The sequence below is a fragment of the Ruminococcus sp. genome (assembly GCF_016283395.1).
Genome location: NZ_JAEEMU010000034.1, coordinates 110987 through 124501, shown reverse-complemented (window position 1 = coordinate 124501; position 13515 = coordinate 110987). Strand labels below are relative to the sequence as shown.

At 42.1% G+C, this 13515-nt stretch carries 14 protein-coding genes and 1 other annotated feature; of the genes, 11 read left to right on the top strand and 3 right to left on the bottom strand.

Annotation, left to right across the window (positions count from 1 at the left end):
• The first annotated feature begins 232 nt into the window (after positions 1-232).
• Positions 233-796, top strand: coding sequence for an alkyl hydroperoxide reductase subunit C (ahpC, locus tag QZZ41_RS03825; protein ID WP_295068389.1), 564 nt, complete (start codon positions 233-235; stop codon positions 794-796).
• Positions 796-2421 carry an FAD-dependent oxidoreductase gene (locus QZZ41_RS03820; protein ID WP_295068387.1) on the top strand — a complete coding sequence of 542 codons (1626 nt, stop codon included), beginning with the start codon at positions 796-798 and terminating at the stop codon, positions 2419-2421. Before ahpC ends, QZZ41_RS03820 begins: the two co-directional genes overlap by 1 nt.
• 432 nt (positions 2422-2853) lie before the next feature.
• Here QZZ41_RS03820 and QZZ41_RS03815 read toward each other — a convergent pair whose 3' ends face one another.
• Positions 2854-3285 (bottom strand): MaoC family dehydratase N-terminal domain-containing protein, encoded by a 432-nt coding sequence (locus tag QZZ41_RS03815; protein ID WP_295068384.1) that lies wholly within the window; start codon positions 3283-3285, stop codon positions 2854-2856.
• A gap of 277 nt (positions 3286-3562) precedes the next feature.
• Positions 3563-3808: a binding site (T-box leader), on the top strand.
• A gap of 116 nt (positions 3809-3924) precedes the next feature.
• Here QZZ41_RS03815 and QZZ41_RS03805 point away from each other — a divergent pair.
• Entirely contained in the window at positions 3925-6267 is a 2343-nt protein-coding gene (locus QZZ41_RS03805) for an AMP-binding protein (protein WP_367267441.1), read from the top strand.
• Positions 6268-6392: 125 nt separating this feature from the next.
• Complete coding sequence (locus QZZ41_RS03800; protein WP_295068382.1) at positions 6393-7709, top strand: Zn-dependent hydrolase; 1317 nt, start codon at positions 6393-6395, stop codon at positions 7707-7709.
• A gap of 327 nt (positions 7710-8036) precedes the next feature.
• Here QZZ41_RS03800 and QZZ41_RS03795 read toward each other — a convergent pair whose 3' ends face one another.
• Both QZZ41_RS03795 and QZZ41_RS03790 read right to left on the bottom strand, forming a co-directional pair.
• On the bottom strand, positions 8037-9023 hold the full coding sequence (locus tag QZZ41_RS03795; RefSeq protein ID WP_295068379.1) for an alpha/beta hydrolase: 987 nt from the start codon (positions 9021-9023) through the stop codon (positions 8037-8039).
• Entirely contained in the window at positions 8986-9540 is a 555-nt protein-coding gene (locus QZZ41_RS03790) for a helix-turn-helix domain-containing protein (protein ID WP_295068377.1), read from the bottom strand. The genes QZZ41_RS03795 and QZZ41_RS03790 overlap by 38 nt, the downstream gene beginning before the upstream one ends.
• A 412-nt stretch (positions 9541-9952) precedes the next feature.
• Between QZZ41_RS03790 and QZZ41_RS03785 the strand changes: the two genes are divergently transcribed.
• Genes QZZ41_RS03785 through QZZ41_RS03755 form a run of 7 tightly spaced genes read left to right on the top strand, consistent with a single transcriptional unit; the run spans position 9953 to position 13514 of the window.
• A complete protein-coding gene (locus tag QZZ41_RS03785) occupies positions 9953-10192 on the top strand; it encodes a hypothetical protein (protein WP_295068376.1) in 240 nt (79 codons plus the stop codon).
• A 16-nt stretch (positions 10193-10208) separates the two neighbouring features.
• Positions 10209-10748 carry a flavodoxin family protein gene (locus tag QZZ41_RS03780; RefSeq protein WP_295068373.1) on the top strand — a complete coding sequence of 180 codons (540 nt, stop codon included), beginning with the start codon at positions 10209-10211 and terminating at the stop codon, positions 10746-10748.
• 15 nt (positions 10749-10763) lie between these two features.
• A complete protein-coding gene (locus QZZ41_RS03775) occupies positions 10764-11453 on the top strand; it encodes a M24 family metallopeptidase (protein ID WP_295068371.1) in 690 nt (229 codons plus the stop codon).
• A 44-nt stretch (positions 11454-11497) separates the two neighbouring features.
• The gene (locus QZZ41_RS03770) at positions 11498-11908 is read left to right on the top strand and encodes a GNAT family N-acetyltransferase (RefSeq protein WP_367267440.1); all 411 of its coding nucleotides are present in this window, start codon (positions 11498-11500) and stop codon (positions 11906-11908) included.
• Entirely contained in the window at positions 11905-12567 is a 663-nt protein-coding gene (locus tag QZZ41_RS03765; protein WP_295068369.1) for an alpha/beta hydrolase-fold protein, read from the top strand. The genes QZZ41_RS03770 and QZZ41_RS03765 overlap by 4 nt, the downstream gene beginning before the upstream one ends.
• Complete coding sequence (locus QZZ41_RS03760) at positions 12564-13007, top strand: rhodanese-like domain-containing protein (RefSeq protein ID WP_295068367.1); 444 nt, start codon at positions 12564-12566, stop codon at positions 13005-13007. Before QZZ41_RS03765 ends, QZZ41_RS03760 begins: the two co-directional genes overlap by 4 nt.
• A gap of 27 nt (positions 13008-13034) precedes the next feature.
• Complete coding sequence (locus QZZ41_RS03755; RefSeq protein ID WP_295068365.1) at positions 13035-13514, top strand: hypothetical protein; 480 nt, start codon at positions 13035-13037, stop codon at positions 13512-13514.
• The last annotated feature ends 1 nt before the right edge of the window (position 13515 follow it).

The following is a 13515-nucleotide window of genomic DNA, read 5'->3' as shown; positions in this document are numbered from 1 at the left end:
TTACCGCCCTTCATGGGCGGTTATGCTTTATGTATTTACATTATATCGGTACAGACCTAATTCGTAAAATGAAAGTTTCACAAAATTCACTAAAAAGCAGCCACTAAAAATACCCAAAACCTCTTGAAATATTTTCAGTTATGTGCTATACTCATGTTAGTGTATACAAACACATGATGCTTTAGTTACATCAAGTATATGCTGCACTTTATTTTTCAAGGAGTGATGTTAAATGTCATTGATCAACAAGGAAGTAAGCGATTTTTCTGTTCAGGCATATCAGAACGGAGAATTCAGGAAAGTCAGCAAGGGTGATATCATAGGTAAGTGGAGTGTTTTCTTCTTCTATCCAGCAGATTTCACCTTCGTTTGCCCGACAGAGTTAGAAGATTTGCAGAACAAGTATGCAGAATTCACGAAAATCAGTTGTGAAATCTATTCCGTATCTGCGGATACTCATTTTGTTCACAAGGCTTGGCACGATTCCTCCGAACGCATTAAAAAGCTTGAATACCCGATGCTTGCAGACCCGACTCATGCACTTTGCAGAGATTTCGACGTTCTGATTGAAGCAGACGGAATGGCTGAACGCGGCACCTTCGTGGTAAATCCAGAAGGCAAGATCGTGGCATATGAGGTCAATGCCGGAAATGTCGGAAGAAATGCAGAGGAGCTTTTTAGAAAGGTACAGGCTTTACAGTTCGTTCATGAACACGGCGATGAGGTTTGCCCAGCCAAGTGGCAGCCCGGTGCGGAAACGCTCAAGCCCAGCCTTGACCTTGTGGGGATGCTGTAATGCTGGATATAGATGAAAAAAAGCTTTATGATGTTGTAATCATCGGTGGCGGACCTGCCGGTCTGACAGCAGCCTTATATCTTGCACGAGCAAGGTACAGGGTTTTGGTCGTTGAAAAAGAAAAATTCGGCGGTCAGATTACAATCACGTCCGAGGTGGTCAACTATCCTGGTATCTTGCACACCGACGGCAATACCCTTACTAACGCAATGCGCAAACAGGCTGAACGATTCGGAGCAGAATTCCTGCTTACAGAGGTAAGTTCACTGGATGTGACTGACGATATTAAGACGGTAAAAACCTCAAAGGGAAATCTGAAATGCTTTGGCATCCTGCTGGCAACGGGAGCGCATCCACGAATGATTGGCTTTAAGGGTGAGGCAGAATTTAGAGGACACGGTTTTGCGTATTGTGCGACTTGCGATGGTGAGTTTTTCACTGGGAAGCCGGTATTCGTAATTGGTGGCGGCTATGCTGCTGCGGAAGAAAGTGTATTCCTCACAAAATATGCAAGTCATGTGACTGTTCTTGTCCGTGGAGATGATTTTACCTGTGCCGAGGCAGTTGCTCGTGAGACAAAGGAACACAAGGATATTACCATCCTCTACAATACCGAAGTGCTTGAAGTGACTGGAGAGGATTCATTAAAAACTATCACGTATAGAAACAACAAAACCGACGAGATCACGACCTATACGGCGGATACGAATGATACCTTCGGTATCTTTGTCTTTGCAGGATACGAACCCTCTACGGCACTTGTCAAGGACATTGCAGAGCTTGATTCACAAGGGTATATTATTACCGACAGGTCACAGAAAACAAATATCCCCGGTTTGTATGCTGCCGGTGATGTATGTGTAAAGCCGTTACGTCAGGTCGTTACTGCTGTTGGCGATGCGGCATTGGCTGCAACGGAACTTGAAAAGTACGCACAATCCATGCAGCGTAAAACCGGTCACATTCCGCAAAAGCCTGAAGCGGCAAAAAGCGTATCTTCACAATCGAAAGTAGATACGAATACAGACAGTACGTTGTTTTCATCAGATATGATTCAGCAAATGCAGACTGTCTTTGCAAGAATGGAAAGACAGCTCTTGTTGAAGCTGTATCTAGATGATTCGGCATTGTCTGTTGAATTGAAGACTTATATGTACGAAATGGCAAAGCTGACGGACAAACTCATTATACAGGAGAATCAAGAACCGGTTGATGACAGACCAATGGTTCAGATATGTGACTCAAACGGAAACTATTTGGGCTTGGCATTTCATGGAGTCCCAGGCGGTCATGAGTTTACTTCTTTTATGCTTGGATTATACAATGCGGCAGGTCCTGGTCAGCCACTTGATGATGTGCTGAAAGCAAAGGCACAGAGCATCAACAAGCAAACGGATATTCGCATTCTGGTGTCGCTGTCCTGCACGATGTGCCCAGAGCTTGTCATGAGCGCACAGCGCATTGCTGCATTGAACCCGAATGTGAGTACAGAGGTATATGATCTCAATCATTTTCCAGCGTGGAGAGAAACATATAATGTTATGAGCGTGCCTTGCATGATCATCAATGACGGAAAACCTATGTTTGGAAAGAAGAATATCGATCAGCTTTTAGAGTTAATATGATAAGAGCCTTGCCCCGTTTGGGGCAGGGCTTACTTTTATGCTTAACCATCACAAAAAAATCCTCACAGCCAAAACTGTGAGGACTCTGTTGTTTTATTCAGATAAACACATTAACGTGAATATCACGCCAGCTTAGTATCCTACGCTTTGTGGACTTCGCGTAAAGGTATTCTTTAGCATCGTCCATATTCAGCGTAAAATAGCCAATCTGAGTGTATTTTGGAATTACTTTCCTTCGTTGATTACAGCCTGTACTGTGGATAGTGTGGCAATCAAAATGAGATTCATAAAAGGCTGTATTACGCTGAGGATTTGATACGACAAAAGTCCTGCGTTGTCAGCAGTTATAATAGAATAAAACAAAAGCTGGAAAGTTGCTCCTTAACTTGGAATAATATTCATACATTTTTGAGATAAATCAATTCATCTCATTTACTGTAATCTGCATTTTACAATTGCTTCTGTCACATCAGTCAATACAAGCTCACCATTTTGATTATAAACGTCAAAGGATACGGCTACGATTCCATTTTTATCATTACGCTTAACGAGGTTTGTTATAGTTGCTTTTCCTGTCAGCACATCTTCTGCGAAAACCGGCTTGTGCCATTCAATTTTTGTTGATTTACCCGCAAGCAGTTCGCTACCGAAAAAATCCACTTCAAGGTACTTTGCCCATACTGTCATGAATGACATAACCCCGGGAGCAATAAGTTTACCGAAGTGAGTTGTCTTTGCATATTCCTCATCTGTATGCAGCGGTAAATTATCATACTCTTTTGCAAACGCAATCATTTTACCTTTGTCTATAACAGCAGGGGCTACGTCAACGCTCATTCCGATTTTCATTTCATCAAAATACATATTATACCTCCAGAATATAAAAGAAAATAGCTATTGGAAATAAGTGTATTATACCATAAACAGGATTATTTTTCAATAATATAACCAAGCTTTATCAAAAAGCCTAAAACAACTTACAAAAATATCAAATTTCAGTCATAGAATATAGTTCAGAGCACAAATTCAACTCCGTAGCGGCAGCTTTTTGTGCATTGATTAAACAAAATCTCGCAATAATTAAAAAATATTTTTTCGAAAAAGGTATTGACAAATGGATTTTTGTATGATATAATCCTGAACATAAGCTATGAGGAAGACAAGCAGAGGATTGCCAATGTCTGCAGAGAGCCGACGGTCGGTGTGAGTCGGTGTCAAGCAATGCTATGTATCCCTTCTGAGCCGGAATGCTGAAAGGATTTCAGTAAGCGTTCCCGTGATTCTGCGTTAATGAATAGGACTTGCTGGAGTCTGAAGTGGTGTTACGCAATAGCGGCACAATTTGAGTGGTACCGCGGGTAATCAGATTATGATACTCGTCTCAAAGTATTTATCTTTGAGACGAGTTTTTTGTTTTTCGCGGTAAAGACAGCGGCAGTATTTTTCTGCGACCGTTTCATTTTCCAGTATCAATTTTTAAAAGGAGAGATTATTATGAGTAAAATGACGGAATTGCAGAATGCAGAAGTAAGAATCAGAGAGGTCGCAGAGCGTATTTCAAATCTGCGTGAAGATCTTGGTATTTCAGTCGAAGAAATGGCTGTAAATACAGGATACTCCGTTGAAGACTACAAAAAATACGAATCAGGTGAACAGGATTTTAGTTTCACGTTCATCTACAAATGTGCTAATACCTTTAACGTTGATATCACCGACCTCATGGAAGGAAGCAGTCCTGAACTCAGCGGCTATACAGTTACCCGTAAGGGCGAGGGTTTGCCTATCGTTCGCAGAAAGGGCTTTGCCTACAACCGCCTTGCATCAAAATTCAAAAACAAGATCGTTGAACCATTTCATGTTGTTATCCCATATTCAGAAGAAGCTCTTTCACAGCCTCTGCATATGGCAAGCCACGCTGGACAGGAAATGGATATCGTTTTAAAGGGTACTGTACGTATGACAGTTGGTTCACATACAGAGATACTCCATGAGGGAGACTGTATTTATTATGACAGTTCCATGCCGCATGATGAAGTCGCTCTCGGCGGCGAAGACTGTGAGATATACGCATTCGTAATGGCTCCGCGCGGTACAACAGGAATGACTGAATTCCGTGAGCATATTGCTGAACATCATCTTACAAATGTCGATAAAGCAGGTCTTCTTAATCCGGTTTCAGAAAAGTTTGTCAAATGCGAGACTGATGAGAACGGAATTCTCAGCGGCGTTCAATTCATAAATGAGGATAAGTTCAACTTTGCATATGATATCATTGATGTAATGGCTGAAAAATGTCCTGACAAAACTGCTATGATCTATGTTGACGTTGATCATAATGAGAGAAAGTTCACTTTCAAAGACATCAAGAAGTATTCCTGTCAGACTGCCAACTACTTCAAGTCACTGGGCATAAAAAAAGGTGACAGAGTTATGCTTATCCTTAAACGCCACTATCAGTTCTGGTTCTCGATCATCGCTCTCCACCGTATTGGTGCGCTTGTAATCCCTGCATCAAATATGCTCAAGGAACACGACCTTGAATACAGATTCAATTCGGCTGAAGTATCTGCTATCGTATGTACTTCTGATGGCGAGGTTGCAGATGAAGTTGATAAGGCTTGTGCTGTTTCTCCTTCACTCAAGACAAAGATCATCGTAAACGGACAGCGAGAAGGATGGCACGATTTCAATGAGGAGCTTTCAGCATACAGCACTCATTTTGAGCGCACTGCCGAGACTCCCTGTGGTACTGACCCGATGCTCATTTTCTTCAGCTCAGGTACATCAGGAAATCCGAAACTCGTTCTCCACAGCTACCAGTATCCGCTCGGTCACTATGTAACTGCACGCTACTGGCAGAATGCTGACCCGAACGGTCTCCACTTCACTATCTCTGATACCGGCTGGGGCAAGGCTCTCTGGGGCAAGCTTTACGGTCAGTGGATGAACGAATCTGCTGTATTCGTATATGACTTCGAGCGTTTCCACGCAGATGATATACTTCCCATGTTCAAGAAGTACAATGTAACATCATTTTGCGCACCTCCGACTATGTACCGTTTCTTCATCAAGGAAGACCTTTCCAAGTACGATCTCTCTTCACTTAAATATGCCTGCATCGCCGGTGAGGCACTCAACCCTGAGGTATTCCACCAGTTCTACAAGGCAACAGGCATCAAGCTCATGGAGGGCTTCGGTCAGACCGAGACAACACTTACTATTGCAAATGTTGTCGGCATGGAGCCCAAGCCCGGCAGTATGGGCAAGCCAAATCCGCAGTATGACGTACAGGTACTCCTTCCCGACGGCACATCCGCAGGCGTAGGTGAGACAGGTGAGATCTGTGTTAAACTCAAGGACGAAAATGCCACAGGATACGGTGTTCCCGGACTTGCACTCTGCTACTACGGCGATGAGGAAAACACAGCCGAGACATGGCGTGACGGTTACTACCACACAGGCGATACCGCATGGGTAGACGAAGACGGCTATTTCTGGTATGTGGGCCGTGTTGATGATGTTATCAAGTCATCAGGCTACCGTATCGGACCGTTCGAGATCGAGAGTGTGCTCATGGAGCTGCCATATGTTCTTGAATGTGCTGTTACTGGTGTTCCGGACGAGATAAGAGGTCAGGTAGTAAAAGCGACCATTGTTCTCACAAAGGATAAGACAGGATCAGAAGAGTTGGTTAGAGAGATCAAGGATTACGTCAAGGAGCGTACAGCGCCTTACAAATATCCGAGAGTTGTTGAGTTCGTTCCGGAGCTGCCCAAGACTGTCGGAAGCGGAAAAATCCGCCGTGCTGCTATCCGTGAAATGGATAACGCAAAGTATAAGAAATAATGAACAAGACTTTCGTAACGAAAATGCCGAATCATATAGGGGCATTTCTAAAGGCAAGCAAATGTTTTGCCTCACTCGGTATAAATATCACGAGAGTAAGCTATAACAAAGCTGTGGATTCCCATATGCTGTTTATCGATGCAGAGGGAACTCCTCAGCAGCTTGCAAAAGCTTCCAAAGAGTTGACAGATATTGGGTATCTCCAGTGTGACGAGGATAATCGCAGTGTTATGCTTCTTGAATTTCGGCTTAAGGATGAACCCGGAAGTGTTACTTCGATACTTGAGCTTATAAGCGCACATAGTTTCAATATTTCATACATAAGCTCACAGGAAAACGGTACAGAATATCAGCTTTTCAAAATGGGACTTATAGTTGATAATTCAGATAAAATTAATGATTTCATAGAAGAAGCGAAAAAGCTTTGCAGTGTCAGAGTTATCGAATATAATCATGCTGAGAAGATATTTGACAACAGCTTCTTTTACAGTACATTCGTTAATGAACTCTCGGCTGCGATGGAAATATCCTCCGAAGCAAAAAACGAACTCATAGTCAATACAAATCTGGCTATGCAGATACTGGACGATACGGGTGTATCTCCTTACCGTACTTTTGACAGCATAAGCCATTTTGCAGAGTTACTTGCAACTTCAAGGAGCAGGAATTTCTCACCAAGGATAACTCATCATAATATTACTGATAATACAGTAATAACCCTTATCGAGCCTCCGTGCGGCAGCAATACGGCAATTATAAAAAGCTGTGACGAATACCTGTTCATTGACACGGGCTACGCTTGTTATAAAGAGGAAATGCTGTCGGTTTTCAGAAACATTATCCCTGAACTTGACAGAATTGAAAAGAAATGTTTTATAACTCATGCGGACGTTGACCACTGCGGACTGCTGCCGATTTTCGATACTGTGTATGCAAGCGCTAAAACAGCGGAGTGTCTCCGGCTTGAAAGTAACAACGAGGACGGATTCCGTGAGATGAATCCACTGCACAAGCCATATGTACGAATTTGCAAAGTCCTTACTTCATATACTGCTGTGTCAGCTGAAAAACTGAGCGTTGTAGGAGATGAAAAAGAAATAAGTCAGCTTATAGAACAGACCGGTTTCATTGATTTCGGAGAACTGCATTTTGAGCTGTTTGAGGGTAAAGGCGGACATCTTGCCGGAGAATCTGTTCTTATTGACTACGATCACCATCTCGCTTTTACAGGTGATATTTTCGTAAATATGAAAGAAACGACCGCTCAGCAGGCACAGTACAACCGATATGCACCAATACTTATGACGTCAGTAGATACCGACAAGGAGCTTTGCACTGCCGAGAGAACAGCACTGTTTCAACGTCTCGGTATAGGGAAATGGCAGATATTCGGCGGACATGGCGGTGTGAAATCATATATAATCGCTCCAACTGAGATATAGTTATCTGAGACGAGGATTTGATGAACGAACTAATTAATCTGAAACAAAAAAGCTCTCACAGCCGAAACTGTGAGAGCCTTATTATTTTATTCAGATAAACACATTAACGTGAATATCGTGCCAGTTTAGTATCCTACGCTTAGTAGACTTTGCGTAAAGGTATTCTTTAGCATCGTCCAGATTCAGCGTAAAATAGCCAATCTGAGTATATTTCCGAATTACTTCTTTTCGCTTATTGCAGCCTGTGTAGCAGCCAGTGAAAAATGAAGTAGCATATCGCTATTATGAAGCTTGTATGTGAGTTGTACAAAAAACGCCATCATAGTTTCAATTGCTGATATAATCTGTAATCGTCCTGACAAATTCTTCAGGCTGATCAAAGAAGCAGGTGTGTGACGCTTTCGGTATCACTGCACTTTTCTTGACAGGGGCTTTAATATTCTCAAAGCATTGCATAAGCAGCTGATTCGGGCATACGAAATCTTCATCACCGCTTACAAAAAGCAAAGGCACATCAAAATGCAGATCATGTCTGAAATCATATGTCATAAGTGTTTTGTATGTTCCCTTGAAGTTCCTGAAATCCGAATTAAGCATAGATAATTTCTCACGGAAACTCAGGAAAGGCGAACAAAGCAGTGCTTTTAACGGAAACGTTCTGCTGTCCTTGGATATGTATTTTGAACCCAACATTGAAAATGATCTTAAAGCTTTCATAGTATCACTGTTAAATACCAAACCGCTTTCAATACGTTTCAGTAATTCATCTGTTTTAGCAGTATCAGAGGGCACATCCTTTGCAAGCTCCTTTATCCAATTACATGAATACTTCAATCCTTCGCTATGGTTTATCAGCTGACCAATACCAATATAGCATGAAACATTCTCAGGATGAAGCTTAGCGTATTCTGTACCTATAATACTTCCCCATGAAAAACCTACGATTATGATCTTTTCAAATTCATATACCGTATGAAGATACTTTATCACAGCGTCAATATCTGAAGTATAGTCTGAAATGCTTCCGGTCTCAGCAATCTCATCGGTTTTATCCTTGTTTGCAAGAAGTGTTTTGCAAGTATTTCGCTGATCCCAGTTTACTACTGTAAAATGCTTTTCCCATTCTGTCTGCATCACATGGCAGAGACCTGCAATAGAACCTCCGGGACCGCCATGTATAAATAACATCAGCGGTGCGGTACGATCAGCGCCTCGAACCTGTATATACTGTTTCAAGCCGTTTATCATTGGATACTCATACAAGCATACTCCCTTTTCACGATAACAATTCAGAATAACATTTTTCCTGCTCATTTTGTTCTCCTCCCGAAGGCATGGACATAAGATATAGATTGCGGATATGAGAGTTTTCCGTAATTGGTTTGCTCTGGTATTTATCGACTATAGCGTATATTTCGTTGAGCATTGAAGCGAAATCTCTGTCAGAAAGTGAAAGCGCATAGTTCAGTACGAATAGCTTGTCTCTGTTTACATCTGCATCATCACGCTTGAAATAGCTGCTACAAAGCTCAAATATCTGTATAATAGTGGACGTCATTATCTTCATGCCGTCAGCTCCGTTCTGAGGCGGTGATATGAAATAATTCTTCAATGCGTATACGTTTTCAATCTGACCGCGTATCCTATGCGTATCGACCACTTCAATAACATCGGCTTTTAGCATACGCTCCGTCTTACGGTAAACAGTTGCCCTCGGAATATCCTGCATACGAGACAGTATTTCAGAGACAGTCATACGCTTGTTTATACGAATAAGTTGAATGATCCTGTTTGAAATAGGATCTGTAAGTATTTTTATCAGCTTCTCCATAACGCCTCCACTAGTATCATTTATTGAGATTAGTATAGCATAAAAATAATTTGGTGTCAAGAACAAATGATATTTTTCAATCATACAAGAGTAGTACAGTGCCTATCTTCAGAATCATTTATGGTGTTAATTTTCCTACACTTTTCCTACAGTTTTAAGATTTTTTCTGCAAAGGCAATAAGCGTCAAATCAACTTTAGCCCTCGAAAAATAGGTGCAAAACAGGATTCTATTAAAACATGAAAAACTACCGAAAATCCGTCAGTGTCGGATTGTGGTCCCGAAGACCTCGTAACGTACAAAATCAATGATTTAACCATGAGAACCGCCCTTCGAGGCAGTTCGGCTTTTCTATTTACATTGCATCGGTGATATGGTATAATATGTTACAAGAAACGAATAAAGAGATATATATGGGACAGAAAGAGATCATCGACAGGGACACTTACCGCAAAATCAAGAAAATGAACCGTGAGGAGCTTACAAACTTCATTCTTCAGTACGGAGATGAGCTGCTCGGAGAACAGGGCAAAACGATTGATCTTCCGGCTCTTGAGGCTGAGCTTAGTAAGATCAAAGGTATAGGCGAAAAGCGCCTTGACGAGATAATGGTTGTTATCGAAAAGATTCCTAGATGTATAAAATGTTTTTGAATAAGAGGTCGCTGAAATGAGTAACATCATAATATTTATCGGCAGCATGAGAAAAAACGGCAATACAGCACGCTTGACGCAAAGCTTTGCTGAGGGTGCGGCGAGGAATAACCATGTGGAGATAGTATCTGTCGCGGACTGTAATGTGAATCCGTGCATAGGTTGTAACAGCTGTTTTACACGCGAAGGTAACAAATGTTTCCAGAATGACGATATGGTGCAGATTTACGAAAAACTAAGAAATGCGGACATTGTTGTCATCGCGTCTCCTGTGTATTTCTATGGTATCAGCGCACAGCTGAAAGCTATCGTGGACAGGCTTCACACTCCCATGCGAAACACATTCCACATCAAGAAACTCGGACTGCTTCTTGTAGGAGCGGCAGAACTCCCGAATCTGTTTGATCCTATAATCATGCAGTACCAAATGGTGCTGGACTTCTTCAAACTCGAAAGTATTGGTACGGTACTTGTACGAGGAGTCAAGGATATAAGTGACATCGAGAACAGCCCAGCATTGAAAGAAGCGTATGAATTGGGCGATTCGATATATTAAAATTGGAGTAGAGAAATGAAATACGCAGAAGTACAGAAAATAGCAAAAGATACGATAGAATTCATAAAAACTAAGATAACCGCAGGAATGAAACTCACGGATATCAGACAACTTTGCGAAGATAAAATGCTCGAATTAGGAGCTGATTCGTTCTGGTATTGGGACATAGGAGCTTTTGTATTTGCAGGAGATGAAACTACGGTTTCAGTTTCGGGCAGAGAATACGTTACTTCCGACAAAATTATAGCTTCAGATGATATCATAACAATAGACCTCAGCCCTCAGAACAATAACATCTGGGGCGATTATGCCCGAACGCTAATACTTGAAAACGGAAGCGTAGCAGATGATATAAACAGTATTCGCAACAATGAATGGCGCAGAGGTCTGCTTATGGAAGAGGAACTCCACAAGGAGCTTGTCGCATTTGCAACTCCGCAGACTACATTTGAGGAGCTTTATTACCATATCAATCGGCTCATAGTCTCGCACGGCTTTATAAACTTTGATTTTCTCGGCAACCTCGGACATTCTATCGTAAAGGATAAGAATGATCGTATATACACTGAGAAAGGCAACAAAGCCCTTCTTTCATCAGTGGACTATTTTACATTTGAGCCGCATATAAGCGTTCCAAACTCGAAATACGGATACAAGAATGAGAACATCTATTACTTCAATTCGGGTAAGCTGATAGAACTATAGGAGACTAATATGATACTCAAAGCAAACAGAAACGACTTGCAAGAATATTACAGCTTCAATATCTTGCGTATCAGAGCGAGGCTGACCTGTTCGGAAGCAGAGACATTCCTCCGCTGAAACAAACTCTCGATGAAGTCGTTGAAGAGTGGAACAGCGGCGTTATACTGAAAATGATCGATGACAAGAATACTATTATCGGCTCAGTACGAGCAATAGAGCGTGACGGAACAGTCTATATCGGTAAGCTCATGGTACACCCCGACCACCGCCATAAAGGTTGTGGGACAAAGCTCCTGTCCGAGATAGAGAAATGCTTTCCTGATAAGCGGTATGAGCTGTTCACAAGCACACGAAGTATTGATAATATCCGTCTGTATCAGAAGCTGGGCTATATGATATTTGCTCGGAAAGCCGTGAACGATGAACTGGAATTTGTGTACATGGAGAAAAAATGAAAACTATTGAGATCAGGGGCAGGACCTGCCATATCATAATAAACGGAGCCGACCTTCCCACGATTTATTGGGGTGAGATGAAGAATAGCTCCGAGACTATCGAAAAAGTCCTTACGTTGTGCGAGGACGTGATGTGCAACTATATCGTTTACGAGGTCGAGGACTGGAACGCAGACTTCTCGCCGTGGGAGTTCACGCTCAACAAGAAGATGTCCTTCTCGGGTGGCGGACACAAAATGCTGAACTGGCTTCTGAACGAGTGCGTTCACTACTGCGAGAAAGAGTACGGTCTGTTGGGAGAGCGTATCCTTTGCGGATACTCCCTTGCAGGACTTTTCAGCCTGTGGGCGTTCTATGAAAGTCAGGCATTCAGCGGAGTTATCAGCTGTTCGGGCTCTCTGTGGTTCGGGGACTGGATAAGTTACGCTGAGAGTCATACCGCTCCGCAGAACAGCTCCGTTTATCTCAGTCTCGGCGACCGTGAGGAAAAGTCTCGCGATCGTGTTATGGCGACTGTGGGAGACTGCACTCGTAGACAGTTTGAGCTTGTGGGCAGCGATAAAAATGTGTCCCGTCATATTCTTGAATTGAACAACGGCGGACACTTCAACGAGCCTGAGAAGCGTATTGCTAAAGGCATTAGGTGGTGCGTAAAATGAGAATTAAGACATCTCTTATCATTTTTACTTCGTTATGTACGTTACTGTCAGCCTGCGGCAATGGAACAAGTTCATCAGAGAGCAGTAAGTCAGAAGTTCAGATAACTACTGCTTCTGAAACTGCGACCTATCAGCAGATAACGCAGGAAGAAGCCAAGGAAATGATGAAGGCAGATGACGGGCATATTATCGTAGATGTTCGTCGGCAAGACGAATACGACAGCGGTCATATTCCAGACGCTATACTGATACCGAATGAGTCTATTGAAAAAGAGCAGCCTAAAGAACTGCCAGACCTCGATCAGATCATTCTGATATACTGCCGAAGCGGTCGCCGCAGCAAAGAGGCTTCACAGAAACTGGCTGACATGGGATATACTCACATTTACGAATTCGGCGGAATAATCGACTGGACAGGTGAAATTGTTACAAGTCCTTGAGATTACTTATAATAACATGAGTTGAAAATGAAAAAAATTGAAATAGATGATATCATAAAGCAACAGTTTGAATACTATCAAAATATGTGTTCACTACTGTCAGACTTTAAAGATTCACATTTTGATCCGCCTGGTGATATAGAAAAGATCGAACAATGGGAAAAAGACAATGGTACCAATTTGCCTCATCAGTACAAAAGCTGGCTGTTGCTTTCAGCGGGATCAAATATTCTTGATGGCTTTATAGAGCTTTCATGGCCTGAAATTGGTACACTTGACGAGAGAAACGATATTATTATAATCGCTTCAATAATTGGTGATGGTGAAACAGTCTATATCTCGCGTACTGACAGAAAAGTGTATTCTATATTTGAAGGCGAGATCAAAGAGTACAATGATTTTGATGACTTCCTGACAATAAAATCTCTGTATATCGAAACATTAGCTAAGGAATATCTTGGTGATGACTGGGGAGATATTTATGATAAACAATTCGGGAGTGAGTGAT